Origin of the sequence: Methylocapsa palsarum, assembly GCF_900114285.1 — a bacterium.
Classification (GTDB): domain Bacteria; phylum Pseudomonadota; class Alphaproteobacteria; order Rhizobiales; family Beijerinckiaceae; genus Methylocapsa; species Methylocapsa palsarum.
Window position 1 is genome coordinate 146,539 of record NZ_FOSN01000007.1, and the last position, 25,941, is coordinate 172,479.

22 protein-coding genes and 1 pseudogene are annotated in these 25,941 nt (G+C 62.1%); 10 read left to right on the forward strand and 13 right to left on the reverse strand.

Translation table 11 applies throughout. The features are described 5' to 3' along the window. The first annotated feature begins 104 nt into the window (after window positions 1-104). The 6 genes from BM177_RS09850 to BM177_RS09875 all read left to right on the forward strand — a co-directional run bounded on the left by BM177_RS09850 (window position 105) and on the right by BM177_RS09875 (window position 5,698). On the forward strand, window positions 105-572 hold the full coding sequence (locus BM177_RS09850; protein WP_091681649.1) for a TIGR01244 family sulfur transferase: 468 nt from the start codon (window positions 105-107) through the stop codon (window positions 570-572). A 336-nt stretch (window positions 573-908) separates the two neighbouring features. Beyond that, window positions 909-2,282, forward strand: coding sequence for an ABC1 kinase family protein (locus tag BM177_RS09855; RefSeq protein ID WP_091681652.1), 1,374 nt, complete (start codon window positions 909-911; stop codon window positions 2,280-2,282). A gap of 140 nt (window positions 2,283-2,422) precedes the next feature. Beyond that, complete coding sequence (locus BM177_RS09860) at window positions 2,423-2,572, forward strand: aa3-type cytochrome c oxidase subunit IV (protein ID WP_139223582.1); 150 nt, start codon at window positions 2,423-2,425, stop codon at window positions 2,570-2,572. A 105-nt stretch (window positions 2,573-2,677) separates the two neighbouring features. Next, window positions 2,678-3,817 (forward strand): Re/Si-specific NAD(P)(+) transhydrogenase subunit alpha, encoded by a 1,140-nt coding sequence (locus tag BM177_RS09865; RefSeq protein ID WP_091681656.1) that lies wholly within the window; start codon window positions 2,678-2,680, stop codon window positions 3,815-3,817. Window positions 3,818-3,843: 26 nt separating this feature from the next. Then, window positions 3,844-4,278: an NAD(P) transhydrogenase subunit alpha part 2 gene (locus BM177_RS09870; RefSeq protein ID WP_091681658.1), complete on the forward strand. Its 435-nt coding sequence runs from the start codon at window positions 3,844-3,846 to the stop codon at window positions 4,276-4,278. A gap of 4 nt (window positions 4,279-4,282) precedes the next feature. Further along, the gene (locus BM177_RS09875) at window positions 4,283-5,698 is read left to right on the forward strand and encodes an NAD(P)(+) transhydrogenase (Re/Si-specific) subunit beta (RefSeq protein ID WP_091681660.1); all 1,416 of its coding nucleotides are present in this window, start codon (window positions 4,283-4,285) and stop codon (window positions 5,696-5,698) included. Between the two features lie 104 nt (window positions 5,699-5,802). On the opposite strand, the gene hisN is transcribed toward BM177_RS09875, so the two are convergent. Next, the gene (gene hisN, locus BM177_RS09880) at window positions 5,803-6,603 is read right to left on the reverse strand and encodes a histidinol-phosphatase (protein WP_091681662.1); all 801 of its coding nucleotides are present in this window, start codon (window positions 6,601-6,603) and stop codon (window positions 5,803-5,805) included. Window positions 6,604-7,411: 808 nt separating this feature from the next. On the opposite strand from hisN, the gene BM177_RS09885 reads away from it, so the two are divergent. Beyond that, window positions 7,412-7,621: a cold-shock protein gene (locus BM177_RS09885; RefSeq protein ID WP_012590813.1), complete on the forward strand. Its 210-nt coding sequence runs from the start codon at window positions 7,412-7,414 to the stop codon at window positions 7,619-7,621. A gap of 127 nt (window positions 7,622-7,748) precedes the next feature. On the opposite strand, the gene deoA is transcribed toward BM177_RS09885, so the two are convergent. The 7 genes from deoA to tkt form a co-directional block, all read right to left on the reverse strand. Continuing rightward, window positions 7,749-9,074 carry a thymidine phosphorylase gene (deoA, locus tag BM177_RS09890; protein WP_210185899.1) on the reverse strand — a complete coding sequence of 442 codons (1,326 nt, stop codon included), beginning with the start codon at window positions 9,072-9,074 and terminating at the stop codon, window positions 7,749-7,751. 67 nt (window positions 9,075-9,141) lie between these two features. Continuing rightward, entirely contained in the window at window positions 9,142-9,549 is a 408-nt protein-coding gene (gene cdd, locus BM177_RS09895; RefSeq protein WP_091681825.1) for a cytidine deaminase, read from the reverse strand. 221 nt (window positions 9,550-9,770) lie between these two features. After that, entirely contained in the window at window positions 9,771-10,064 is a 294-nt protein-coding gene (locus BM177_RS09900) for a con-10 family general stress protein (protein WP_091681828.1), read from the reverse strand. Window positions 10,065-10,208: 144 nt separating this feature from the next. Continuing rightward, complete coding sequence (locus BM177_RS09905) at window positions 10,209-10,490, reverse strand: hypothetical protein (RefSeq protein WP_091681664.1); 282 nt, start codon at window positions 10,488-10,490, stop codon at window positions 10,209-10,211. A gap of 239 nt (window positions 10,491-10,729) precedes the next feature. Continuing rightward, window positions 10,730-11,455, reverse strand: a complete 726-nt coding sequence (gene pgl, locus BM177_RS09910; RefSeq protein WP_091681667.1) for a 6-phosphogluconolactonase — start codon at window positions 11,453-11,455, stop codon at window positions 10,730-10,732. Between the two features lie 30 nt (window positions 11,456-11,485). Continuing rightward, window positions 11,486-12,469 (reverse strand): phosphogluconate dehydrogenase (NAD(+)-dependent, decarboxylating), encoded by a 984-nt coding sequence (gene gnd / locus BM177_RS09915; protein ID WP_091681669.1) that lies wholly within the window; start codon window positions 12,467-12,469, stop codon window positions 11,486-11,488. A 36-nt stretch (window positions 12,470-12,505) separates the two neighbouring features. Next, the gene (gene tkt, locus BM177_RS09920) at window positions 12,506-14,590 is read right to left on the reverse strand and encodes a transketolase (protein WP_091681672.1); all 2,085 of its coding nucleotides are present in this window, start codon (window positions 14,588-14,590) and stop codon (window positions 12,506-12,508) included. Between the two features lie 441 nt (window positions 14,591-15,031). On the opposite strand from tkt, the pseudogene BM177_RS09930 reads away from it, so the two are divergent. The 3 genes and pseudogenes from BM177_RS09930 to trmD all read left to right on the forward strand — a co-directional run. Next, window positions 15,032-16,462: pseudogene (locus BM177_RS09930) on the forward strand (sodium:proton antiporter); the annotation flags it as partial. Further along, window positions 16,463-17,176: an OmpA family protein gene (locus BM177_RS21130; protein ID WP_244532247.1), complete on the forward strand. Its 714-nt coding sequence runs from the start codon at window positions 16,463-16,465 to the stop codon at window positions 17,174-17,176. A gap of 177 nt (window positions 17,177-17,353) precedes the next feature. Further along, a complete protein-coding gene (gene trmD, locus BM177_RS09935; protein WP_091681830.1) occupies window positions 17,354-18,049 on the forward strand; it encodes a tRNA (guanosine(37)-N1)-methyltransferase TrmD in 696 nt (231 codons plus the stop codon). Window positions 18,050-18,058: 9 nt separating this feature from the next. Here the strand turns inward: trmD and pyc are convergent, their stop codons facing one another. The 5 genes from pyc to amoA form a co-directional block, all read right to left on the reverse strand. After that, window positions 18,059-21,502 (reverse strand): pyruvate carboxylase, encoded by a 3,444-nt coding sequence (gene pyc / locus BM177_RS09940; protein WP_091681676.1) that lies wholly within the window; start codon window positions 21,500-21,502, stop codon window positions 18,059-18,061. A 544-nt stretch (window positions 21,503-22,046) separates the two neighbouring features. Further along, the gene (locus tag BM177_RS09945; RefSeq protein ID WP_139223583.1) at window positions 22,047-22,583 is read right to left on the reverse strand and encodes a hypothetical protein; all 537 of its coding nucleotides are present in this window, start codon (window positions 22,581-22,583) and stop codon (window positions 22,047-22,049) included. Window positions 22,584-22,803: 220 nt separating this feature from the next. Then, entirely contained in the window at window positions 22,804-23,412 is a 609-nt protein-coding gene (locus BM177_RS09950; RefSeq protein WP_091681682.1) for a hypothetical protein, read from the reverse strand. A 102-nt stretch (window positions 23,413-23,514) separates the two neighbouring features. Beyond that, on the reverse strand, window positions 23,515-24,792 hold the full coding sequence (gene amoB / locus BM177_RS09955; protein ID WP_091681684.1) for a bacterial ammonia monooxygenase, subunit AmoB: 1,278 nt from the start codon (window positions 24,790-24,792) through the stop codon (window positions 23,515-23,517). Window positions 24,793-24,868: 76 nt separating this feature from the next. Further along, a complete protein-coding gene (gene amoA, locus BM177_RS09960) occupies window positions 24,869-25,708 on the reverse strand; it encodes a bacterial ammonia monooxygenase, subunit AmoA (RefSeq protein ID WP_425284387.1) in 840 nt (279 codons plus the stop codon). Window positions 25,709-25,941 lie beyond the last annotated feature (233 nt).

The window sequence follows — 25,941 nt, forward strand, 5'->3', positions numbered from 1 at the left end:
GCCGGTGGTCGATTCACGAATGCAGCATACACTGAACCGCGACATTTACTCGTGCTGAGAGGAGAAGCACCAGTCGTGCCTTTGGTTCGGAAACGGAGGACGACATGGTCAAACAGGTTGGCGACAGGATCTTTATCGCCGTCGCCCCGAAGCGGGGCAATCGCGACATTGAGGAAGTGGCCAAGGGCGGGATGAATTTGATCATCAACAACCGGCCCGACGGCGAATCCGATGACCAGATGTCCTCGGCGGAAATCGAAGCGGCGGCCCGATCCGTGGGCATGGATTATGTCCATATTCCAGTGGTTCCGACCCAAATCTCCGATGAACAGATCGCCGCGATGGCCGAGGCGATCAAACAGGCCGGCGATGGCAATATCCTCGCCACCTGCCGGACAGGCATGCGTTCAATGATCATCTTCGCGCTGGCGCAGGCCAAGATCGGCGTGGACCATGAGGAGCTGCTCAAGCTCGCGAAGACGATGGGCTTCGACTTGATCGATCATCGCGAAAGGATGGTCCAGCTGAACAAGGCCCATGTCGCGGCGCAAAAAGCCAAAGCCGCGGGCTGACGCCCTCCGGCCCGGTCAGGATTTGCGGCCCGGTCAGGATTTGAACGTGCGCCCCGAGCGCAATGGGCGCGAACCGGCCCGCTGGGGCGACGCCGGATTCCTCTTCGCTGAAAGCCGCCCTTTCGCGCGATCCATCCGGCGCCCCTGATCGTCATAAAGGCGCTCCCCCGCCCCGCGACGTCGGGCGCACTGGCGGCGGGGTCTCGTTCGGCCCATATAGGCTGGGTCTCCAGTCCTCTATGCTTGCGCCTTGGCGTCTGAAGCGCGCCCGTGAGAAAGTCTTGGCCTTGAACCATTTAAGCGAGCCTTGGATGAGCGAGACTTGGGCGCGACCGCATGAAGGATAACGAGGCCAACCGGTTTTCAGCGCGGGCGGTGCGTTACGCGCGCGTCGGCGCGAATGTCGGGGGCGTCGCCGCGCGGATCGCCGGGGCCCGCCTGCTTGGCGCGCAGGGGGCGAACGCCTCGAACGCGGCGGCCCTGACGCAGGCGCTGGGGACGCTGAAAGGCCCGATGATGAAGGTCGCGCAGATGATGGCGACCATTCCCGACCTGCTGCCGCCGGAATATGCGGAGGAGCTCCAGAATTTGCAGAGCGCTGCGCCGCCGATGGGCGCGGCGTTCGTCAAGCGCAGGATGCAGGCCGAGCTGGGCCCCGCGTGGCGCGGCCGGTTTTCGACGTTCGAGTCTCATCCCTCGGCGGCGGCCTCGCTCGGCCAGGTGCATCGCGCGGTCGGCGTGGACGGCGAGGCCCTCGCCTGCAAACTTCAATACCCCGACATGAAATCGGCCGTCGAGGTCGATCTGAGGCAGCTCGACGTCCTGTTCGCCGTCCATCGCCGGATGGATCCGGTGATCGACACGCGCGAGATCGCGAAGGAGATCGCAGAAAGGGTCCGGGAAGAACTGGACTATGGCCGCGAAGCCAAACACGCGGCGCTTTACCACGGCATCCTGTCCGGGCTCGGCGATATCCGGGTGCCGCGCGTGCGGCCGGATCTCTCGACCGACCGTCTGCTGACGATGGACTGGCTCGAGGGGGAGAAACTCCTCGATTTCAAGGAGTCGAGCGAAGCCTCGCGCAACCGCATCGCCAGCGCGATGTTCAAGGCGTGGTGGACGCCGTTCAGCCAGTTCGGCGTCATCCATGGCGATCCGCACCTTGGGAATTACACCGTCTTCCGCGATCAAGGCGGCGCTGGCGCCGAGGCGGCGGGGATCAATCTCCTCGATTACGGCTGCATCCGGATCTTCAAGCCGAACTTCGTCGGCGGCGTGACGGATCTATACGAAGGGCTGCTGCATGGCGATTTCGCGCGCACGTTTCACGCCTACGAAAGCTGGGGGTTTCACGGGCTGACCAAGGAGCTCGCCGAAATCCTGAACATCTGGGCGAGGTTCATTTACGGGCCTCTGCTCGACGACCGGGTGCGCACGATCGCCGATGGAATCGCCCCCGGCCAGTACGGCCGCAAGGAGGCGTTCCGCGTGCATCAGGCGCTGAAGCGCAGCGGCCCGGTCAGGGTGCCGCGCGAATTCGTTTTCATGGATCGCGCCGCGATCGGCCTTGGCGGCGCCTTCCTCCATCTCGACGCCCGGCTGAACTTTTACAGGCTGTTCAACGAGACGATCGGGACATATTCTGAAGAGGCTTTGCGCGAACGCCAGGGCAAGGCCCTCGCGGCGGCCGGTCTCGATCCGGCCCGGTAAATTTCCGTTCGGCAAGGCTTTCGCCTCGTCCGCGGCGAATCTGCACAAGAAATCGGCAGTTTTGTTTCGCTTCCCTCTTGCATGGAGCGAAAATCATTGCGAAAGCTACGTTCGGTTTAAACCGCAAAAAGACAGGCGCAATGGCCGAGAACGACGCCCATCCCGCAGCTCACGCGGACATCATCGACGACGAACACGCGCGGACCTATGCGATGTTCATCAAGCTCATGAAATATAGCGCGGCCACATCAGTGGCCATTCTGATTCTGCTCGCTTTCCTTTGGGGCTGAATTCGGTTTGAGCGGACGGCCTTCACCGCCCGCTCTCCAATCGTGCCCGTAACAAGGCGCGCCTCCAATCAAGATGTCATCAGACACGACCGAAGGGAGATTTTCATGCGCATCGCCATTCCCGCCGAGACCGATCCCGCGGAAAGCCGCGTCGCGGCCACTCCCGAAACCGTAAAAAAGTTCATCGGCCTTGGCGCGGAAGTCGCCGTCGAGACCGGCGCTGGCGAACGCTCCGGCGTCGCCGACGCGGCCTATGAGAAGGCCGGAGCCGTCATTGCGCCGGACGCCGCTTCGGCGGTGAGCGGAGCGGACATCGTTTTGCGCGTGCAGCGTCCGACGTCCAGCGAAATCAGGGGCGCGAAACCCGGCGCCGCCGTGATCGCCATCATGGACCCCTATGAATATGTCAGCGAATTGCAGGCGCTCGCGTCGGAAGGCGTTTGCGCCTTCGCCATGGAACTGATGCCGCGCATCACCCGGGCGCAAGTGATGGACGTGCTGTCGAGCCAGGCGAACATCGCGGGCTATCGCGCGATCATCGAGGCCGCGGCCGCCTATGAACGGGTCATCCCGATGATGACCACAGCCGCCGGCTCGGTTCCCCCGGCGAAGATCTTCATCATGGGCGTCGGCGTCGCGGGTCTGCAGGCGATCGCCACCGCCCGCAGGACCGGCGGGGTCGTGACCGCGACCGACGTCCGGCCAGCCACCAAGGAGCAGGTTCTGTCGCTCGGCGCGAAATTCATCGCGGTCGAGGACGAGGAATTCAAGCAGGCTGAAACGGCGGCCGGCTACGCCAAGGAAATGTCGTCCGAATACCAGGAAAAGCAGCGGGCCCTGACCGCCTCGCATATTTCCAAACAGGACATCGTCGTGACGACGGCGCTGATTCCCGGCCGTCCGGCGCCGGTGCTGATCACGGCGGACATGGTGGCCTCGATGCGCCCCGGCTCGATCATCGTCGATCTCGCCGCCGAACGCGGCGGCAATTGCGAACTGACCCAGCCAGGCGAGACCGTCACCAGTGAGAACGGCGTCAAGATCATCGGCAGCGTCAACGGCGCCGGCCGGGCTCCGGCGACCGCCTCGGAGCTCTACGCGAAGAATCTTTTCGCCTTTGCCGAAACGCTGATCGACAAGGAAACGCATACGCTCGCCATCAAATGGGACGATGAACTCGTCAAAGCCACTTTGCTGACCAAGGATGGCGCTCTGCCGCATCCGCGTTTCCAGGCGGCGAGCTAACCGAAATCTGAAGAGGAGGGATCCCGATGGCGTCCGAACTAGACCCCCAAACGCTCGAAAAGCTGAAAGCGGCGGCCGCGGCCGCGCGTCAGGCGGCCGACAGCGCCCAAGCCTATGCCGATCAGTTCGCGGCGGGCGCTCACGGCTTGAGCGGCGGCGCAATCGATCCGTTCATCTTTCGGGTGGCGATCTTCGCGCTGGCGGTCTTCGTCGGCTATTACGTCGTCTGGTCGGTGAAGCCGGCGCTGCATACGCCGCTGATGTCGGTCACCAACGCCATTTCGTCGGTCATCGTCGTCGGAGCCCTGCTTTCGGCCGGCGTCGAGGTGACCAGCGCGGACGACGGCGCGGGCACGGCGCGTTTCTATGGCTTCCTCGCCCTGATCCTCGCATCGGTCAATATTTTTGGCGGCTTCCTCGTGACCGAGCGCATGCTGTCCATGTTCAAGAAAAAGGGCTGAACCGATGAACGCAAGTTTCGCAGCCCTGCTCTATCTCATCTCCGGCATTCTTTTCATTCTCGCCCTGCGCGGACTGGGTTCGCCTGAGACAGCCCGGGAAGGCAATCGCTTCGGCGTCATCGGCATGGCGATCGCCATCATCACGACGCTGCTGTACCAGTTTCCGGCCAGCTTCTTCTCGTTCTTCCTGGTGGTGGTCGGCATCGCGATCGGCGGCGCAATCGGCGTCTGGCGCGCGCGCACGATCAAAATGACGGAAATGCCGCAGCTGGTCGCGTTTTTCCACGCGCTGGTCGGTCTCGCGGCTGTTCTTGTGGCGGCCAGCGCGCTCAACGCGCCAAAAGCTTTCGGCCTTGGGATTCCGGGCGGAATTCATGCCGGAAGCCTGCTTGAAATGGCGCTCGGCGCGGCGATCGGCGCGATCACCTTCACCGGCTCCATTATCGCCTACCTCAAACTCGACGGCAAAATGTCGGGCGCGCCGATCATGCTGCCCAACCGGCACGTGATCAACATCGGCCTCGCCGCGCTGCTGTTCGTCTTCATCTTCGCCTTCATGATGACCGAAGGCCATTTCGTGTTCTGGCTAATCGCCCTGACGGCGTTCGCGCTCGGCGTGCTCGTCATCATTCCGATCGGCGGCGCCGACATGCCGGTCGTCATCTCCATGCTCAATTCCTATTCGGGCTGGGCGGCGGCGGCGGTCGGGTTCACGCTCGGAAACCTCGCCCTGATCATCACCGGCGCGCTCGTCGGCTCGTCCGGCGCGATCCTCTCCTACGTGATGTGTAAGGGAATGAACCGGTCATTCATTTCCGTGATCCTTGGCGGCTTCGGCGGCGAAGTCGCGGCTCCCCCTCCGGGCGAAGCAGGCGAGGCCGGAAAAGAAACCCGTTCGGTTCAGCAGGCCACTCCGGAAGAGGCCGGCAAATTGCTGAAGGCGGCGAAGCGCGTCATCATCGTTCCCGGCTACGGTCTGGCGGTCGCGCAGGCGCAGCACGCGGTCCGCGAAATCGCCGACGTGCTGAAAAAGAACGGCGCCGACGTCAAATACGCGATCCATCCGGTCGCGGGGCGCATGCCCGGGCACATGAACGTCCTCCTCGCCGAGGCCAACGTTCCTTACGACGAAGTGTTCGAACTCGAGGAAATCAACCCCGAGTTCAAGGACGCGGACGTCGCCCTCGTCATCGGCGCGAACGACGTCACCAACCCCGCCGCCAAGACCGACACGGCGTCGCCGATCTACGGAATGCCGATCCTTGATGTCGAACTCGCCAAGGCGGTCCTCTTCGTCAAGCGCGGCATGGGTTCAGGATATGCGGGCGTCGAGAACGAATTGTTCTTCCGGCCCAACACGAAAATGCTCTTCGGCGACGCCAAGAAAGTGGCCGATTCCGTGCTCCGGGCGATGGAATAGGCGGACCCTGATCCGTGACCGCCCGGAATTGCGGGCGGTTGAGCTGAAAGCGCCGGGCGTTCCTCGTCCGGCGCTTTTTCTTTGCCGCGCGCCGACGGGGCCCCTCAGTCTCCGCGCAGCAGGTCCAGCACTTGCCCATGAAGACCCGCGCCGCCGCAGGCGACGATGTCGCCGCCCCCGGTCGCGCTGCCGCCGTCCCAGGTCGTCACAATCCCGCCGGCGCCCTCGATGATCGGGATGAGCGCGGCGATATCATACATTTGAAGGCCCGATTCGACGACGCAATCGGCGTGGCCCGCGGCGAGCATCGCGAAGGCGTAGCAATCGCCGCCATAGCGCGACAGCCGCGCCCTTGCCTCGACCCGGCGGAACGCCTCGAGCTTCTCCGGTTGGAACAGCAGCGGAGAGGTCGTAATAATCGTCGCCTGCCCAAGATCGTCGCAGATCCGCGCCGAAAGCTTGCGCTCCGTCCATTTGTGATCCGGGCCGAACCCGCGCCAGATCGCGCTCTCGCCGTCTCCGATAAAACGCTCCCGCGTGAAAGGCTGAACCATCACGCCATAAGTCGGCCGTCCTCGATGCAGCAGTCCGATCAGAACGCCCCATGTCGGCAGACCGGCGATAAAGCTCTTCGTTCCGTCGATGGGATCGAGCACCCAGACGTAGTCGGCGTCGGCCCGGATCGAACCGAATTCCTCACCGATGATTCCGTGATTTGGAAAGGTGTCCTGGATCACCCGGCGCAACGCCGCCTCGGCGGCGTGATCCGCCTCCGTCACCGGATCGAACATCCCGCCGACGTTTTTGTCTTTTGAGCCAAGAGAAGTGCGGAAAAACGGCAGGATCGTCGCGCTGGCGAGGTCGGCGAGTCGTTCCACGAAGGCGGTGAAGTCCACGGCTGTCATTCAGGGCCTTCTCAGAAGGTCAAAGGCCATGCGCAAGGGCGGCCGTAGCGTTAGCTAAGGCAAAGCGCGATTGATTACAATCGCGCGAAGACGGCGACGAAGGAACTCCCCCAATGGGCTTGGGCCCGCTCGCGCTCTTCGAGAAAAATATAAATCAGAACATTGAGTTAGGCTTTATTGAGGAAAGTTCCCAAAAAAATAGGTCAGCGCCTCTTGCTTTTTGTGCGACGCACGTGCATATTATTGCGGTGCGGCAACGATGTTGTCGCCGATGCCCTCCTTGGGCGTTTCCTCCCTTGACTTGGGCCGCTTGTGGCAACGCAGGCGGCCCCTTTATTTTCAGAGCCTCGCTATTCAAGGCCCTTCTAATCTTCCGGCCCCTGTACACTTCACGGCCTATCATCCGACTTATCGCTTGGTCTTATCGCCAAAAGGGAACGATAGATTTGCGGGAGAGGTCCCAACGAGAGCCGTAGGTAGAGCAGTTCAAGGACGGTTTCGGTTTCTTTTTTGTCTTTTCATACAAGGTTTCCCCGGTAGAGAAAACCCCGACGCAAGAATTATTGGCGAGAGCGGAAGGCCAGCGCGTGTGAAAGCCACGCTTCAGCTTGCCTATCGAATTTGCAAAGTGATCAATACACCCCTTGTTTTGATCCGCTTGTGGTCATATGATGGATGGTGTCGTGTTTTTGCCGACGGCTAGGCCCCGCATTTGTTTGCGTCTGCTGACGACCTCCTCCTTAAAACAACGATGCAACCGGCGTCAGCTTAGTTTGGCGTCTATTTTTTTCGACTCAAGGATAGCCTAATGACTACGGGAACTGTGAAGTGGTTTAATCCGGACAAAGGATACGGCTTCATTCAGCCAGACGATGGCGGCAAGGACGTGTTCGTTCACATCAGCGCGGTGGAGCAATCCGGCCTGCGTCACCTTCAAGAAGGCCAGAAGATCAACTACGAAGTGATCGCTGACAAGCGTACGGGCAAGTCTTCAGCCGGCAACCTTCGCGCGGCTTGAACCTAGACCTTCGCACACTATGGCCCTGGCGGTAATGCCGGGGCTTTTTTGTTTCCGGACCTCTTCAGCTCCGGGCCTCTTCACCTTCCGGACATCCTCGGCCCCTGTTCGCCTTCGGGAACCTGCTTTAAGAAGTGATCCGCGTGATCAGAGGATGCGCGGCAAGGGCTGATGGCTCGTCCGCGACGCGGTAGGCACCGGCGATCATTTCCGCAGCGGCGGCGGCGGCGGCCTCATCGCATGCGTGCGCCATGCAGATCGGCGCGTTTTCGTCCACGAAGGCTCCGATCCGCGCGAGCATGCTGAGCCCCACGCTGGGATCGATGGCCGCGCCGGCGGCGCGCCGGCCGCCGCCAAGATGAACCACGCAAAGACCGAGCGCGCGAACGTCGATTGCAACGACATGCCCCCGCCGGCGGGGATAAACCGGGCGGATCACCGCTGCGGGTGTAAGATGCGCGCGCGGCCGCTCCATAAGGTCGGAAGGCGCGCCCAGCGCCGACGCCATTTTTCCGAAACGCTCCGCCGCGGCGCCGCTGGCGATCGCTTTTTGCAGAGAGCGTGCGGCTTCATCGGCCCCAAGGGTCTTGTCCGCGAGCCGCAGCATCTCGACGCCCAGTTGAAGCACGACCTCCTGGAGACGCGGGTCCGTCCTGGTTCCGGTCAGGAAATCGATCGCCGCCATGACTTCAAGCGCATTTCCCGCGGAGGATGCGAGCGGTTCGTTCATATCGGTGACCAGAACCCTGACCGGGAGCCCCAGCCGCGCGCCGACCTCAAGGAGCGAACCGACCAGCTCGCGCGCGTCATCAGGGGACGGCAAAAAGGCCCCGGAGCCCGTCTTGACGTCGAGGACGAGGCCTTCCAGACCAGCGGCGAGTTTTTTTGACAGAATGGACGCGGTGATGAGCGGGATCGACTCGACCGTGGCGGTGACGTCACGGATTGCGTAAAGCTTCCGGTCCGCGGGCGCCAGATCCGCCGTCTGGCCGATGATGGCGCAGCCGCAGCGGCGTACGACATCGATGAAACGTTCCTTTCCGGGCTGCGTCGTGTAGCCCGGAATTGACTCCAGTTTGTCGATGGTGCCGCCGGTGTGGCCGAGGCCGCGGCCCGCGATCATGGGCACGTAAAGGCCGCAAGCCGCCGCCGCAGGGGCTAGGATGAGGCTCACAAGGTCGCCGACTCCGCCGGTCGAATGCTTGTCTATGGCGGGGCCCGGCAATTTCGCTGCACGCCAGTCGAGCAGCGTTCCAGACCGCGCCATCGCGAGCGTCAGGGCGGCGCATTCGTCGCGATCCATCCCATTGAAGAAGATCGCCATCGCCAGAGCGGACGCCTGGGCGTCGCTGACCGATCCATTGGTCAGACCGCGAACGAAGGCTTCGATCTCTTCCGCGCGCAGAGGTGCGCCGCCGCGTTTGCGGCGAATGATCTCCTGCGGCAAGATCATTTACGAAAGATTCTCACGACGCCAACCCAAAAGTGTTTTGTGCATGAACTGGCTGAAGCCAACTGCCTCATGGCGAGACTTTTCCGACGCTTGGTCCAAAGGCATAGGGCAGGAGTTGGTCGAGCGTGAAACTCGCGCGTAATCCGTCGAGGCCGGCGACATGAATTTTGGCATCCGCAGCGGCGAACTCGCGGATTCTCTGGCGGCAAGCGCCGCAGGGCGTCACCAGCGCCTCGCCGTCGGCGACAATGAGGATTTCAAAAATGAGCCGTTCCCCGGCGAGCGCCATGGCGGAAATCGCGCTGGCCTCCGCGCAGGTTCCCACAGGATAGGAGGCATTCTCAACGTTAGCGCCAGAAAAAACCGCGCCAGACCGTGTGCGAAGCGAGGCGCCCACGGCAAAACCCGAATAGGGCGCGTATGCGTTGGCCCGCGCCGCCATCGCGGCGGAAAAAAGCTGATCCAAGCTGTTCATCGTGATTTCACGGCCGCCGCTCAAGGGCTTCCAGCGCAACCCTCACGGTCCTAAACGGCCCGCACGATGAGTGTCAATCAATCACAAAGACCGCCGCAGTTCTTCGCGGCCGTAGTTGAGCGAGAATATCTGCGCGACGAGAGGGAGAGAGCGGCGCGGACAAAGCCGCTTGCCGCCGCTCCACGACTCCCGATCCTCAAACAGCGCCAAGGGCGTTGAGGTCAGGCTTCGCTCGTCGCCTTGCGAGGACCACCGTGCGAAGCATGACCGCCTTTGCGGCCGGCCTCGGAGGCGAGCGTGTGATTGCGGGAAAAGCTGCGCTTGTTCGGGTTGACGCTCTGCCCGCCCTTGCGGCCGGCTTCCGCGGCCAAGCCGGGATTTTGCGAGAAACTCCGCTTTTCGTGCGGAACGCTCTCGCCGCCCTTGCGCGCGATGGCTCTCTGCTTTTCCGGATCCATTGACGCAAAGCCGCGAGTAGAGGTCGAGGACTTTTTGGTCTCTGTTGCAGCGCTCATGATCATCTTTCTCATGACAAGTTATCACATGCGCTGATAATGATTTGCCCCGGTAAAGGTTGCAGGATTTTCTTCAAGTTCCCGTGAGCGAATGTTTGATTTTTTGCCGGGACAACGTTTCCAAAAGAATACTTGTTAGAATGATTAAAAGCCGACGCCGAGAAGAATGAAGCCGGGACAGGCCAACGAACTGCATTCGGGGCGTCCGGGAGAGAGCTGCATCGACCGCGAAGGCGTTTGGATACGCGCCGCGCGCCAGCGCAAATGAGTAGGCGGACCCGACCGCGGCAATCTCTGTAAACCTGAGTGAAACCAATAGCTTATCTGCTGATCGACGTCGGCTCGCTCGCCTCCGGTTTCGGCGCGGCACAGCGGCGCCGAAAGTGTCAGGATCGCCGCCAGCATCACTTTCTTCGCCGTTCTCATTGTCAATTCAAATCACCTTCTCACAAATGCGCCGACGGGCGCTGGTCCGCGCTTTTTCTTTCGTATCCCCCAAATGGGGGTTCTCATTATTTTCCGGTAAAGAATTTTTGTTTTGCGATGCAGAATTAAACTTGTGCAGCGCCGCATAAGCTTTGCCGCCACCGCGCCTGATGAACTAGCCAAAAATTCAGCGGATTTTATGGCGTCACATCATACGCGCCGACACCGGGAGAACGGCGTCAGCCGGCGCTGATCGCCGCCTTGTCCGCGAAGATGCGGATCGCGCCTGCCGTCTCGATGCGGGCGGCGGGAAGAGAAAGATCGCCGCCGAGCACGCACGAGAGAATTTCTCTTTTCCCTGCGCCCGCGACGAGGAACAGGATATTTCTGCTCGAGCCCAGAACGGGATAAGTCTGCGTAATGCGCGGCTCCGGCTTCACCCCGACGACAGAGACGACCCAGGCGCGCCGCTCCTCGAGCGCGGACGAGCCGGGAAACAGCGACGCCGTATGTCCGTCATCGCCCAGACCAAGCAGGGTCACGTCGAACAGCGGCCGTTCGGGATCAATGGATCGGCTTCCATAATAGTCTTGAAGAGCCGCGGCATAAAGATCCGCCGCCTCTTGCGGCGAATCTGCATCGGTTCGGATCGCATGGACCTGCGCCGCCGGAATCGGCACATGCGCGATCATCGCGTCAAAAGCCATCTTGTAATTGCTGTCCGGATTCGAATGCGGAACGAACCGCTCGTCGCCCCAGAAGAGATGCGCTTTGCGCCAATCGATCCGGCCGCGCAATTCGGCGCCGCCCAAAAGCTCATAGACCCGCTTCGGGGTCGATCCGCCGGACAGGTTGAGGCTCCACCGCTCGCCCGCCAGCGCAGCTTGCGTCGTCAGCCAGATCGCGGCCCGTTCGGCCATTTCCTCGGCGTTCTCGGCGACGTCGACGAACGGGCCGGGAATCATGGCGCTAAAATCCCGCGCACGAAATCTTCGCTAACCGGAAGCCGGCGGTTCGACATGGCCGCCGAACTTGAAGCGCATCGCCGACAACAGCTTGTCTGCGAATGTATGGTCCTGGCGCGAGCGGAATCGCGCGAAAAGCGACGCGGCGAGCACGTTGACGGGCGTCGATTCCTCGATCGCCGCCTCCACCGTCCACCGCCCCTCGCCCGAATCTTCCACCGCGCCAGTGAAATTCGAGAGATTGGCGTCCTCGGCCAGCGCCATCGCGCTGAGATCGAGCAGCCAGGAGGACACGACGCTGCCGCGCCGCCAGACTTCCGCGATGTCGGCGAGATCGAGCGTAAACCGCTCCGCTTCGGGCAGTTTGGGGCTGGACTTGCCGCGCAGAATGTCGAACCCCTCGGCATAGGCCTGCATCAGGCCGTATTCGATGCCGTTGTGGATCATTTTGACGAAATGCCCCGCCCCGGCTGGCCCGGCGTGAATATATCCCTGCTCCGCGCGCGGATCGCGGTTCGCGCGGCCTGGAGTCGCCTCGATGGCTCCTCGGCCAGGCGCAAGCGCCTTGAAAATGGGGTCGAGCCGATCGACCGCCGTCTTTTCGCCGCCGATCATCAGGCAATAGCCGCGCTCGAAGCCCCATATGCCGCCGGAGGTTCCGACATCGATATAGGCCAGCCCCTTATCCCGGCAGACTTGGGCGCGGCGGATGTCGTCCTTGTAGAACGTATTGCCGCCGTCGATGACGCAATCGCCCTCAACGAGCAATTCCTGCAATTGCGCGACCGTCGACTCGGTGATCTCGCCGGCGGGAAGCATGACCCAGACCGCCCGCGGGGGCGTCAATTTGGCGACAAGATCGGACAGGCCGGACGCGCCGGTCATCCCCTCGCGGACGAATTCGGCGATCGTCTCCTGGCTGCGGGTGTAAACGACGCACTCATGCCCGGCGCGATAGATGCGCTTCGCCATATTGCCGCCCATCCGGCCAAGGCCGACCATCCCTATTTGCATCGCAGGACCTCGTTCGGCGTCGGAATTCGCGGCGCGTCAGGACAATTTGTGCTTTGCGACCTGCTCCCGCGCGGCGTCCGCCACCTTGTCCGGCATGAAACCGAATTTGCCGAGCAGGTCTTTCAGGGGAGCGGACGAGCCGAAGCTGTGCATTCCTATGATCGTACCAGACGCGCCGGCGTAACGGTCCCAGCCAAGCGTCGACGCCTGTTCGACGCAGACGCGGGCCTTGACCTCGGGCGGCAACACCTTCGCGCGGTAGGCTTCGTCCTGCCTCTCGAACAGCTCCCAGGAGGGCATACTCACGACCCGGGCGCGAATTCCTTCTTTCTTCAGGGCCTCATAGGCGCCGACGCAGAGCCGCACCTCGCTGCCGGTTCCGATCAGGATGACTTCGGGATGCTGATCAGGCGAATCTGCCATGATATAGGCTCCGCGCGCCACGCCTTCGGCGGAGGCGTAGACCGTGCGGTCGAAGGTCGGCAGCGCCTGCCGGCTCAAAATCAGCGCCGCGGGGTTTTTCTGCATCTTCATGATGACGCGATAGGCTTCAACGGTCTCATTGGCGTCGGCCGGCCGCAGGGTCACGAGGCCAGGAATCGCGCGCAGGCCGGCGAGATGCTCGACGGGCTGATGCGTCGGCCCGTCCTCTCCAACGCCGAACGAATCATGCGTGAATACGAAAAGCGCGGGCAGGTCCATCAAGGCGGCGAGCCTGACCGGAGGGCGCATGTAATCGCAGAAGACGAGGAACGTCGCCCCGTAGGCGCGCAGGTCCGACAGGACCATGCCGTTGACGGCCGAGCCCATGGCGTGTTCGCGCACGCCGAAATGCAGGTTGCGCCCGCCAGGTTCGCGCTCCTGGAGAGAGCCGGCGCCCTCGAACGTCAGCAATGTCTTGGTCGACGGAGCGAGATCGGCGGAACCGCCGACGATCCAGGGACAATGTCTTGCAATCGCGTTCAGCGCCTTGCCGGAGGCCTCCCGCGTCGCGATCCCCTTTTCGTCCGCCGGGAAAACCGGAAGGTCGCGATCCCATCCCTCCGGCATCTCGCGGGCGAGCATCACGCTGATCTCCTTCGCGGAGGCGGGTTCGGCGCGGGCGTAGGCGTCGTAGGTCGCAAGCCATTTCGCCCGCAGCTCGCGCCCGCGCCGGCCAAAGCCCTCCGCGAAATGGGCGTAAACGCCGTCCGGGACCAGGAATTCTGCGTCCTCCGGCCAACCATAGGCGCGTTTCGTCAGCCGGACTTCCTCCGCCCCGAGCGGTTCCGAATGGGCGGACGCGGTGCTTTGCTTGTGCGGAGAGCCATAGCCGATGATGGACGTGACGATGATGAGCGTCGGCCGGTCCTGCGTCGCCTTGAAGGCGTCCAGCGCCTCGACGAGCGCCGCCGAATCATTGGCGTCCGCGACCCTCAGCACGCGCCATTGATAGGCCTCGAACCGTGCGCCGACATCCTCGCTGAAGGCGAGGTCGGTGCGGCCTTCGATAGTGATATGATTGCTGTCGTAGATCCAGCACAGATTAGAAAGTCCAAGGTGGCCAGCGAGCGAGGCCGCCTCGCTCGCGACGCCCTCCATCAGGTCGCCGTCGCTGCAAAGCGCGTACACGTCATAATCGAAGAGAACCGCATCGGGCCGGTTGTAGCGCGCGCCCAGCCAGCGCGAGGCGATGGCCATGCCGACGCTGTTGCCGCAGCCCTGGCCGAGCGGCCCCGTGGTCGTCTCGACCCCCGCCGTGAAGCCATATTCGGGATGTCCCGGGGTGCGGAAACCCAGCTGGCGGAAATGCCGGATGTCGTCGAGCGACACGGCGGGCAGCCCCTTGGCGTCCTTGACGCCGGCAAGATGCAGCAGCGAATAAAGCAGCATCGAGGCGTGGCCGCAGGAAAGCACGAACCGGTCCCGGTTAGGCCACAGGCAATCGTCCGGGTCGGAGCGCACAAACCTCTGCCAAAGCGTATAGGCGACGGCCGCGAGCCCCATCGGCGCGCCGGCATGGCCGGAATTCGCCTTTTCGACGGCGTCGATCGACAAGGTCCGGATCGTGTTGATCGAGAGGCGATCAAGGTCCGCGGTCCCGGCGGCGGCTTTGTCGGCAAGCGGTTCAGCACTGGTCATTTGTCGCTCGATCGTCTGGGGCGCTGGTCAAACCGCTCCGGCTCTTCAACGCGTGAAGCGGAGGGATGGTTCGTCAATATCTTGCGAGGCTGAAGATTGGAAGCGGCGGTGCGAAACAAACTTATGCGCAGCCATGATCAAGCTGAAAAATCGCGGCCGACAATTCGCCGCGCCCGCTGATTTGCCGCTGGCTCGCTCCTCGCGCCGTCCGGCTTCGAACAAAAGCGCCGACAAAACTAAAATCTGGAGCGCTGTCCGGCCGAATGTAATCATTCAGTCGATCAGAAATCGCATCGGATTCAAAAGCTTGAGCATAGTCTTGTCGTTTGGATGGGTTCACTCCAATCGGACTATGCTCTATGCGGCGCGACCTCGCCCTTGCCGCATTGCGACGCCAATCGTAAAGGTTCCTTGAGCTTCGCCATGGCGGGAAAGGATGTCATGCGATTTGCCTTTGTCCGGTCCGCTGGCGCGGCCCTGGCGGCTTTCCTTGCGGCCGCCGGACCCGCGGCCGCCTCAGCCGCAGGGCTGGACGGCGCGCATCTGCCCTGGCCGCTGGCCCTTCCCTTCGCAGGGATTCTTCTCTCCATCGCCTTCGGCCCGCTCCTCGTCAAGGAATGGTGGCATATCCATTACGCCAAGGCGGCGGCCTTCTGGGCCGGCGTGACGCTGGCCGGCCTCGCCGCGGTCGCCGGCGTCCACGAGGCGGCGACGGCTGTCGTCCATGATATAGCCCTCGAATATATCCCCTTTATCCTGATGCTGTTCGCGCTGTTCACGGCGGCTGGCGGGATCAATATCTCGGGCAAATTGAGAGGTGGTCCCGTCGTCAACAGCGCGATCCTCGCCCTTGGCGCCTCGATCGCCAGCCTGATCGGGACCACCGGCGCCTCGATGGTGCTTCTGCGCCCGCTCATCCGCGCCAACGAATCCCGGCGCATGAACGCCCATGTCGTCGTTTTCTTTATCTTCCTCGTCTCGAACATCGGCGGCGCATTGACCCCGCTCGGGGACCCTCCGCTGTTTCTCGGCTTCCTCGAGGGCGTCGACTTCTTCTGGACGATGAAAAATCTCTGGCCCGCGACCCTGTTCGCCTGCCTGACGCTTTTGGCGATCTTCTTTCTGATGGATCGGTATTTTCTCCGCCGCGAGCGAACCCCGGAGGAGGCCCGCCCGGCGCTGGCGGCCGCCGCGGACCTCAAGACCTTGCGCATCGGCGGCTCGGTCAATATCGCGCTGATCGGCGTCGCGATCGCCGCCATCGTGGCGAGCGGACTGTGGCGGCCGGGAACCGGCTTCGATATTCTCGGCGTCCGGCTCGAACTTCAAAACATCGTCCGCGAGGGCGTGATGATCTGCGTCGGCCTTGCCTCGCTCGCGCTTACGAACAAAGCCGACCGGGAGGCGAACGGCTTCGAATGGGAGCCGATCCGCGAGGTCGCTTATCTGTTCGCGGGGATTTTCGTCTGTATCGTTCCGGTGATGGCGATGCTCCACGCGGGAGCGCAAGGGCCGTTCGCGAGACTCATTGAACTCCTGTCGCGCCCCGACGGGACGCCGAACAATCCGGTGTTTTTCTGGACGACCGGCGTCCTCTCCTCTTTTCTCGACAATGCGCCGACCTATCTTGTTTTTTTCCAGCTTGCAGGCGGCGATCCGGCGACGCTCATGGGGCCGCTCGCCCCGACCCTGGCGGCGATCTCGCTCGGGGCGGTTTTTATGGGAGCCAACACCTATATTGGCAACGCGCCAAACTTCATGGTCTACGCGATCGCCCGCCGGGCCGGGGTCAGGATGCCGGGGTTTTTTCCTTATATGCTTTGGTCCGGCGCGATCCTGCTGCCGCTTTTCTTGGCCGTGACATGGCTGTTCATGCCAAACCCGCCGCTCAGGCCGAAAGAGCCGGCGCCGGCAATTGCCGCCGCAGCCGCGCCGTCGGCGGATCCGACCGAGACGGCAGACGCCCGGACGCAGGAAATCGAGGAATTGCGGCGCCAGCTCCGCGCCCTGCAGGATGAGGCCGCGGCGGCGGAGAGCCGCAATCGCGAACTCGAGGGCAAGCTCACCGCCGCGGAGACGCGCCAGGACAAGGGGCCGCCAAAAACAACGGCCGGTCTCGCCCGCGCCCGCGCGGACTTCTTCGCCAAGCTGACGGAAGCTCTTGGCGATCGAACCGGCGTCGGGGCCCGCGGCGGCCGCTTCGTGCTGGCCTCAAGGCTTTTGTTCGACGCCCGCCCCGCGACGCTCGACGCCAGCGGCCGCGCCGTCCTCGATGCGGTCGCGGCCGCGGTTCTGAGCCTCGAACAGACCATGCCGCGGGACGTCCCCTGGATCGTGCGCGTCGACGGCCATGCGGACTCGACGCCGGTGCGCTCAAAACAATTCGCCTCGAACTGGGCGCTGTCCTTCGAACGGGCGAACGCCGTCGTTCAATATCTGATCGCGAGGGGGGTTTCGCCGCAGCGGCTCGTGGCGGGGGCGTTCGGGGAATTCCAGCCGCCTCGCGCGCAGGCTAGGGACGGATCCAAGGAGCCGGAGCCGGATTTCGACGCCCGCAGGATCGAATTGACGCTGACGGAGCGTTGAGCGTTTTCACAATCAAACTATGAATCTAAATATGAAAATTTGCACGGTGATGGCCCATCATCGCCTCCAAAGAACGTCTTTGCGTCCGCATGTGGGCTTTCAAATTTCGATAGAACTTTAATCGGACGAGGTCTTTTTGTTTAGCTCAAACGCACAACAATGCTCGGAACAGGTTTGATGTGGCGAGCCAGTGTCTTCACCCTCTATCCCGACATGTTTCCGGGGCCGGTCGGGCGCTCTCTCGCCGGAGACGCTCTGGCGCGCGGCGTCTGGGCGCTCGACGTCCATGACATCCGCGCGCATGGACTCGGGCGCCACCGCGCCGTCGACGACACTCCGGCCGGAGGCGGACCCGGCATGGTCATCCGCGCCGACGTGCTCTGCGCCAGCCTCGACGCGGGGCTCGACGCGAACGATTCGCGCCCTCGCCTGCTGCTCAGTCCGCGCGGGGCGCGCTTGACCCAGGCGCGCGCGCGCGATTTCGCCGCCACCGGCGGAATCGTTCTGGTCTGCGGCCGGTTCGAGGGCGTGGACGAACGGTCGATCGCCGCGCGGGGGCTCGAGGAAATCTCGATCGGCGATTATGTGCTTTCGGGCGGCGAGATCGCCGCGCTCGTCGTGCTCGACGCCTGCGTCCGGCTGCTGCCGGGCGTCATGGGCAAGCAAGCGTCCGGAGAAGACGAAAGCTTCGAGGCCGGTCTGCTTGAATATCCGCACTACACCCGTCCGCGCGAATGGGAAGGGCGTCCGATCCCCGATATTCTGCTCTCGGGCGACCATGCGAAGATCGCGGCCTGGCGGCGCGCGGAGGCTTTGCGGATCACGCAGGAGCGGCGGCCGGATCTGCTTGAAACCGGCAAGCCGGGGAAATAGGGGTTCGCCCTACCCCAGCACCATCAATAGGTCCCGCGCGTCGATCTGCTGACCCGGCGACACGAGTATCTCGATGACCTTGCCGTCGCGCGACGCGTGCAGCACGGTCTCCATCTTCATCGCCTCGAGCGTCGCGACAATGTCTCCGGCCTTGACCTCCTGCCCGACGCGCACGGCGATGGTCGACACCGACCCCGGCATCGGCGCGGCGACATGGGACTCGTTGCCCTCCTCCGCCTTGCGCCGCGCGACGACCTGCACCGCCGCCGAGCGGTTTGGCGCCTTGATGATGCGCGGCTGGCCGTTCAATTCGAAGAAGACCTTGACCTGGCCCTCCTCGTCGGTCTCGCCAATGGTCAGCAACAGCAACACCAGCGTCTTGCCCGGCTCGATCTCGATCGAAATCTCGTCGCCGGGCTGCATGCCGTAGAAGAACACGGGCGTCGGCAGGACGGACACCGGTCCGTAGCGGCCGATGGTGCGCGAAAATTCGGCGAACACCTTCGGATACATCAGATAGGAAGCGAGTTCGTCGTCGCTGATATGACGTCCGCAGATCTTTTCGGCCTCGACGCGCGCGGCGACAAGATCAGCCGGCGGCAACAGCGAGCCGGGCCGAACCTCGATCGCTTTCTCGCCTTTCAGCGCCTTGGCCTGCAAGTTCTTCGGCCAGCCTCCGGGGGGCTGGCCAAGATCGCCTTTCAGCATCTCGACGACCGAGCCCGGGAAGGCGACGTCGTGACGCGGATCGGCGACGTCTGCAGGGGTCAGGTCCTGCGCGACCATCATCAAGGCCATGTCGCCGACGACCTTCGACGAAGGCGTCACCTTGACGATGTCGCCGAACAGATCGTTCGCCGCCCGGTAGGCCCGGGCGACGTCGTGCCAGCGCTGGTCGAGGCCGAGGCTGCGCGCCTGTTCGCGCAGGTTGGTGAACTGACCGCCGGGCATTTCATGCAGATAGACCTCGGAGGCGCCCGCCTTGAGATCGCTCTCGAACGCCGCATATTGCTGGCGAACGGCTTCCCAGTAGAAACTGAGGGCGCGCACCGCCTCAAGATCGAGGCCGGTGTCGCGATCGGTATGGCGCAACGCGGCCGCGATCGAGCCGAGGCACGGCTGGGAGGTCATGCAGGACATCGAATCGATCGCGGCGTCGATCGCGTCGACGCCGGCGTCCACGGCCGCGAGCACGGTCGCCGCCGAAATGCCCGACGTGTCATGGGTATGGAGATGCAGCGGCAGCCCGACCTCCTCGCGCAGCGCCTTGACGAGCACGCGCGCGGCGGCGGGCTTCAACAACCCGGCCATATCCTTGATCGCCAGGATGTGGCATCCGGCGCTTTCAAGCTCCTTCGCCACTCCAATGTAGTAGTTGAGCGAATATTTCGCGCGGTCGGGATCGAGAATATCGCCGGTGTAGCAGATCGCGCCCTCGGCCAGTTTGCCGGTCACGCAGATGGCGTCGATCGCGACGCGCATGTTCTCCACCCAGTTGAGGCAATCGAACACGCGGAAAAGATCCACTCCCAAAGCCGCCCGGCGAACAAAATACTGCACGACATTGTCGGGATAATTGGTGTAGCCGACCCCGTTCGCCCCGCGCAGCAACATTTGCGTCAGCAGATTTGGCGCCCGCGCCCGCACGAGCTCCAGGCGCTCCCACGGATCCTCCGATAAAAACCGCATCGCGACGTCAAAGGTCGCGCCGCCCCAGCATTCCAGCGACAGCAGCTGCGGCAGCGTTTTGGCGTAGGCTTCCGCCGCCGCGACGATGTCGCGGGTGCGCATCCGCGTCGCGAGCAAGGACTGGTGCGCGTCGCGCATCGTCGTGTCGGTGACGAGAACCCGCTGCTCCTGCCGCATCCATTGCGCGAACCGCTCCGCGCCGAGGGACTCGAAACGCTGGCGGGCGCCGACAGGAACGGCTTCGTTGAAAAACTGTGGCGCGACCGGCGCCCGCGCCGTGGCGGGCGGGCGGGCGCGGCCGCGCGTTTCAGGGTGGCCGTTGACGGTGACGTCCACGATCCAGGTCAGAAGCTTCGTCGCGCGGTCCTTGCGCTTCTTGAAGTCGAACAGCGACGGCGTCTCGTCGATGAACTTCGTGGTGTATTCGTTGGCGATGAAACGGGGATGGTTGATGATGTTGTGGAGAAAGGCGAGGTTCGTCGCGACGCCCCTGATCCGGTATTCGAGCAAGGCGCGGTCCATGCGCCGGATCGCTTCTTCCGGGCTCGCCGCCCAGGCCGTCACTTTTTCGAGCAGCGGATCGTAGAATCTTGTCACCACCGCGCCCGAATAGGCGGTGCCGCCGTCGACGCGGATGCCAAAACCCATCGCGCCCCGATAGGCGGTGATGCGCCCGTAATCGGGGATGAAATTGTTTTCCGGATTTTCCGTCGTGATCCGGCATTGAAGCGCATGGCCCGAGAGGCGGATGTCGGCCTGCTCGGGGATGCCGGTGTCCTCGATGCGGCCGATCCGCTTGCCTTCGGCGATGCGGATCTGCGCTTTCACGATATCTAATCCCGTGACGACTTCGGTCACGGTGTGTTCGACCTGGATACGCGGATTGACCTCGATGAAATAGAAAGCGCCGGTATCGGCGTCCATCAGGAATTCGACGGTGCCCGCCCCCTCGTAATGGGTGGCGTGGCCGATTTTCAGCGCGGCGTCACAGAGGAGAACGCGGGTTTTCTGGTCAAGATAAGGCGCAGGGGCGCGCTCGACAACTTTTTGATTTCTTCGCTGAACCGAACAATCCCGCTCGAACAGATGAACGAGATTGCCGTGACTGTCGCCGAGGATCTGAACCTCGACGTGGCGGGCCCGGCGCACCAGCTTTTCGAGATAGACTTCGTCCTTGCCGAACGCGTTCTTCGCTTCGCGCCTGGCGCTGGAGATCGCGTCGAGAAGCTTGCTTTCGTCCTCGATCGGCCGCATCCCGCGCCCGCCGCCGCCCCATGAGGCTTTAAGCATGACTGGAAAGCCGACCTCCCGCGCCAGGCGCTTCACTTCGTCCGGATCGTCGGGAAGCGGCGGGGTGGCGGGCATCACAGGCACGCCGCAAGACATGGCGAGGTTGCGCGCGGCGACCTTATTGCCGAGCTGGCGCATCGTTTCGGGCTTGGGACCGATGAAGATGATCCCCGCCTGCGCGCACGCTTCGGCAAATTCCGGGCTCTCGGAAAGAAAGCCGTATCCTGGGTGAATCGCGTCGACCTTGGCTTCTCTCGCGACCCGGATCACTTCCTCGATCGAAAGATAAGCTTCGAGCGGCCCTTTTCCGAGCCCGATCAGGTAGGCTTCGTCAGCCTTGAAGCGATGCAGCGAGAGTTTGTCTTCTTCGGCGTAGATCGCCACCGTCCGGATGCCCAGTTCGGAGGCGGCGCGGAAGATCCTGATGGTTATTTCGGACCGATTGGCCACCAGCAAACGGCGAATTCGGGCCATGGGCGCTCGCTAACTTGAATGTGCCGCGCGCCGCGCCGGTTTCTCAACCTGGCGGGCGAGGTGACGCCTATTAAGACGTAAGCGTCGGCCAATGTCATCGCATTTCGGGAAGCGGCGACGCGATATTTCCGTCGCCCGCGCTTCATTGGAGGGCGACGGGTATGTACGGGGCGCAATCCCGCTTGATTGCGCCAGAGTCTTGCCGCCTGGAGCATAGTCCGATCGGATTGAATCAATCCAATCGACAAGACTATGCTCTAGCTTTTGATTCTGGAGCGATTTCTGATCGATCGCATGATTTCATGCGATCGGAAAGCGCTCGAGCATATTCCGATTGGAGTGAATCAATCCAATCGACAAGACTATGCTCAAGTTTTTGACTCTGGAGCGATTTCTGATCGATCGCATGATTTCATGCAATCGGAAAGCGCTCGAGCATATTCCGATTGGAGTGAATCAATCCAATCGAGAAGACTATGCTCAAGCCTTTGACTCTGGAGTGATTTCTGATCGATCGCATGATTTCATGCGATCGGAAAGCGCTCTAGACCTTCAAGAGCAGGGGGATCCAGAACACGATCGCGAGGGTCAGCGCAAACGACATCGCAAATGACAAAATCATTCCCGCGGAAAGCCCCCGCCGGAAAATCGAAACGTAAACAAGCACATTCCAGAGAAACAGCGGGAACACGAGAAAATTCACAATGCTGTCGACCGGCAGAATATCCATGTCCATTTCGTGGAAGGCGAACTTCAGCAGGAGCCGGACCACCAGATTGACGATTGCGACGGCGGCTCCCCCCGCCGCCATGGCCGTCAAGATCTGCGGCAATCGGTCGGCCCGCCTGAATAAACGGGAGCAGGCGAAAGCAATCGCCGCAAGAACGATTACGCCGATAAGTCCGATTCCGGCGGCGCGCAAAGGCGGATGAGTGAAAAGTTTCGTTAAAAATTGCGCGACTGCAAAAAACGTCAGGCTCGCGACAAGCAGGGGAACGGACCGGGGCAAGACTTCAGGCCCTTCCTCGGCCCGCAAGATGCCAAGGAATTTATTTACCGTGGGAGGCAATTGTACCTTCATGTCCCTGCTCGATTTAATAAGAGGAGATGGATGCTTGTGACGGAAGCATATTCCTGCCCGCGGAGTCGGAGCCGGACAAAAATATACAACCCGCTGAAAGCCGGCGGGTCTGGATTAAAGCGTTTACTGCTGCAAGTTCGTCCATCACCTGTATATCAGAGGCGTCAACGTCAAGTCTCGCTCATCAAGACTTCGTCACCAAGGCTTGGTCAAGACTTGATCAAGGCTTGGTCTTCGGCGCGAACCACAGGTTCGAAAACTTTGCATAAGCGAGGAGACCGCCAATCAAGATCGCCAGCACCCCCAGGTAGATCGGAACGGTTTTAACCCATCCACGGCCCACCGAAAACGGAAACTGCGACACATAGACCTGACCGTGGTCGTTCCGTACGGTGACGATCCCAATATATTTTCCCGCTTCGGTGAACACGTGTTCGAAATTCACGGTCCCGCTGGGATAGCGTTTCGCGGGCAGATGCGAAACTGTGAGCGGATCGAGGTTTTCGCTTGATAATTCGTTGTCGGCCAGGACCGGCGTCTTTGCGACGATGCCGCCGACCGTATCCCTGATGACCCGTATTTCCGTGGTCATATCGCGCAGCTCGGTGTCTATGGCGTCGAGCACGATCACGGTTGGCCCTACCACCGGGATATCTTCGCAGAATTCCTGCTGGGTCTGATTTGGCTGATATCCGGTGAAGTGCATGAGGTCGCTCCCGATCCTCAGCACGCAACGATCCTTGTCTAAACTCACCCCGCCATGGGCGTAGGCCGAAGCGCCTGACATGAAAAACGTGAGAAGGAGGCCGCCCGCACCGCGCACATGCATTTGAACAAGCTCCCAAAATGCATTTCCCCCGCCTACGCGCTAAGGCCTAAGCGGGGGAAACAAGAGTTGTTTAACTAACCCACCACATCAAAGCGAAGTTGCTTAGACGGGGAGGAAGGTCGGGATAACGAACCCGCCGGTTTCGATCGGGTAGCGCTCGCCGCTCGGGGTGAAGAAGAACATCAGACCCGCGAAGGAGCTGTCAACGTCATAGGCGAGACCCGAGAGACGTTCCGTGTCCCAACGAGCGTCCTTGATGGTGACGGTGATGTTCTTGGTTTCGCCCGGACCGATCGGAGCGTTGTCGCTCAGCGTCAGACCCTTGTCGGCAAGCAGATAGTCGGGATATTCCGGCTTCTGCGTGAAGACGTCAGGGTTGAGGAAGCGAAGGCCGGCAGTGCCGAACTCGCCGATACGCACCGGCTCCTTGCCGTTGTTGGTGATGATGTATTCAGCCACCAATTCACGGCCGGGAACCTGATAGGATCCGCGAACATACTTCACCTTGAGGCCGCTATCGAGATCCGGAAGAGCGGTCAGGTTACGGATGTTGCCGGCCTGCAGCGGGATCGTGTTCGGATACTGGCTCGAGGTGACCGCGTAGGAAACAATGATGACCAACAAGGTCACCGCGAGAACAACGGCGCCAGCCGTCCGTTCCTGGGGCGAAATGATGGTGTCTTGTTCGCCATTGGCGACCGCATTGAACCGGCCGACAAAGCCGCCCTTCTTGAACCACCAGCCGATGTAAACGGCGCCGGCGAGCATCCACAGGAAGTGCCACACGTAGATCTTGTTGATCCCGTAGGTTTCAAGGTCGATGGTCTCGCCATTCAGCAAGGTGACCGGATTGGTGAAATCCGCCATGCTGCCCTTGATCTCGATATATTGGCCGGGACCGGGGATCGGACCGCCGGTCTCAACCGACAGCTGAACATGAACGTGCCAACGGCCCGGACGGCGGCCGCGGGCCGTCATCGCGAACGCATAGGTCTTCGCCTTGTCGAGAGCGATCGAACGGGGAACGAACTGTTCGCCGATGAAGGAGGTCTTACGAACGGCGACGGGACCGGGCATGCCCATGTTCAAGAACGCGACGCGCGGTTCAGCGACAGCCGCGGGCCAGGCGTTCATGATATGAAGCTTGCCCGAGATCGTGAACTCTTCGTTGACGTTGATCTGCGTCTTGGACCACTTGAGATCGTACCAGTTCAGCGTGCGCATGCGAAGGAACGCCGCTTGCGACTTCTCACCATGCGCCTCGGCCGTACCAGCCGAAGCCATCGAGGCGACGACGCCAACCGCCAGACCCAAGGCGAAGAGCCTTCCGGCCTGGCGCTTGACCTGGTGCGCCAGTGTTTTGAACAACGATGTTTTCATCTAACTCTCCCACACGGCTAAGCCGTGGCATTGTTTGAATTATACTGGCCTTTGGCAGGCCATTTTCTTGGATTTATTAGATCTTGGCCATGTACTTGGTGGTCGAGAACAGCTTGCCGACATACCACCACATGAAGAACACGAGGATCGAGACGAAGCCGGAGAAGAAGGCCGCGACCGGAACGACGTCCTTACCGAAGGTCCTCATCGTGCCGCGCTCGACGATGCGGATATATTCGGGCATCGAGGTGCGGACATACTCGTAACCGATCAGATCGGCGAGGCTCATCACAAGGCCTTCACGCTCCATGGGGAGATGGTACGGGGCAAGGATCGGCCAGTTGGACGGATAGAGGAGAAGACCCCAGCCCATCGCGCCGACGATCATCGTGATGATCCAGCTGCCGCTGATCAGCATGACGAGGTCGAGGAACAGCGCCATCGGAACAAGCGCGGTCGGCCACACGAGGCTGATCGGGAAGTAGGTCCAGCCCCAGAAGTTGACGTAACGGTTGATCCATTCGCCGACCAAAAGGCCGAGAACGCAGAACGTCGCGCCGAAGGGAAGGCGGAAATGCTCCCAGAAATAATAGATGGCGGCGGCGGGGAAGGTCACGAGAACGATCGGAAGAACGGTCGGCCAGAAGCGGCGGTCTTTCCAGTCGATCCAGAAGTCCCAGTCGCCCATGGTGAGCATGGCGTGGATGTGATAGCCGCCAAGAACGATCAGGAACAGCGAAATCAGCAGAAGCGTATCAGCAGCGCTGACGAGGAAGGTCGCCTCGGCACGGTTCTTGAAGGGGGTGCCGGTCACGGGCCAGCTTCTGTCAGCGGCGCCGGCGTCGGCGGCGCGCACCGGAGCGCTGGCTCCAGCTCCGCCTTCGATGCCCGGCGAAGCCGAGATCGATTCGGTCACCGGACCTGCTTTTGTTGGTTTACCTCTAAACATTACTATCCTCCCAATTGCTCCACCGGACTCGACAGCCGGACTAAAGGAGCAAGATTACAGTGACTACAGACGGCGCAAGCCGTATCCAGGCCGGCGGAACCAGCACGCTGATAAATCTGATTTTGAATCTTTAAGAAGCGCGAAGGGTCAACCGGTTCTTAGGTATGCGGCGGACCGGAGAACCGGCCCGCCTCCAATCG

Excerpts from the sequence above, each read along its gene's own strand:
- BM177_RS09850 (WP_091681649.1), top strand. The coding sequence starts at position 105 with ATGGTCAAACAGGTTGGCGACAGGATCTTTATCGCCGTCGCCCCGAAG.
- BM177_RS09855 (WP_091681652.1), top strand. The coding sequence starts at position 909 with ATGAAGGATAACGAGGCCAACCGGTTTTCAGCGCGGGCGGTGCGTTAC.
- BM177_RS09860 (WP_139223582.1), top strand. The coding sequence starts at position 2,423 with ATGGCCGAGAACGACGCCCATCCCGCAGCTCACGCGGACATCATCGAC.
- BM177_RS09865 (WP_091681656.1), top strand. The coding sequence starts at position 2,678 with ATGCGCATCGCCATTCCCGCCGAGACCGATCCCGCGGAAAGCCGCGTC.
- BM177_RS09870 (WP_091681658.1), top strand. The coding sequence starts at position 3,844 with ATGGCGTCCGAACTAGACCCCCAAACGCTCGAAAAGCTGAAAGCGGCG.
- BM177_RS09875 (WP_091681660.1), top strand. The coding sequence starts at position 4,283 with ATGAACGCAAGTTTCGCAGCCCTGCTCTATCTCATCTCCGGCATTCTT.
- hisN (WP_091681662.1), bottom strand. The coding sequence starts at position 6,603 with ATGACAGCCGTGGACTTCACCGCCTTCGTGGAACGACTCGCCGACCTC.
- BM177_RS09885 (WP_012590813.1), top strand. The coding sequence starts at position 7,412 with ATGACTACGGGAACTGTGAAGTGGTTTAATCCGGACAAAGGATACGGC.
- deoA (WP_210185899.1), bottom strand. The coding sequence starts at position 9,074 with ATGATCTTGCCGCAGGAGATCATTCGCCGCAAACGCGGCGGCGCACCT.
- cdd (WP_091681825.1), bottom strand. The coding sequence starts at position 9,549 with ATGAACAGCTTGGATCAGCTTTTTTCCGCCGCGATGGCGGCGCGGGCC.
- BM177_RS09900 (WP_091681828.1), bottom strand. The coding sequence starts at position 10,064 with ATGAGCGCTGCAACAGAGACCAAAAAGTCCTCGACCTCTACTCGCGGC.
- BM177_RS09905 (WP_091681664.1), bottom strand. The coding sequence starts at position 10,490 with ATGAGAACGGCGAAGAAAGTGATGCTGGCGGCGATCCTGACACTTTCG.
- pgl (WP_091681667.1), bottom strand. The coding sequence starts at position 11,455 with ATGATTCCCGGCCCGTTCGTCGACGTCGCCGAGAACGCCGAGGAAATG.
- gnd (WP_091681669.1), bottom strand. The coding sequence starts at position 12,469 with ATGCAAATAGGGATGGTCGGCCTTGGCCGGATGGGCGGCAATATGGCG.
- tkt (WP_091681672.1), bottom strand. The coding sequence starts at position 14,590 with ATGACCAGTGCTGAACCGCTTGCCGACAAAGCCGCCGCCGGGACCGCG.
- BM177_RS21130 (WP_244532247.1), top strand. The coding sequence starts at position 16,463 with ATGCCAAACCCGCCGCTCAGGCCGAAAGAGCCGGCGCCGGCAATTGCC.
- trmD (WP_091681830.1), top strand. The coding sequence starts at position 17,354 with ATGTGGCGAGCCAGTGTCTTCACCCTCTATCCCGACATGTTTCCGGGG.
- pyc (WP_091681676.1), bottom strand. The coding sequence starts at position 21,502 with ATGGCCCGAATTCGCCGTTTGCTGGTGGCCAATCGGTCCGAAATAACC.
- BM177_RS09945 (WP_139223583.1), bottom strand. The coding sequence starts at position 22,583 with ATGAAGGTACAATTGCCTCCCACGGTAAATAAATTCCTTGGCATCTTG.
- BM177_RS09950 (WP_091681682.1), bottom strand. The coding sequence starts at position 23,412 with ATGCATGTGCGCGGTGCGGGCGGCCTCCTTCTCACGTTTTTCATGTCA.
- amoB (WP_091681684.1), bottom strand. The coding sequence starts at position 24,792 with ATGAAAACATCGTTGTTCAAAACACTGGCGCACCAGGTCAAGCGCCAG.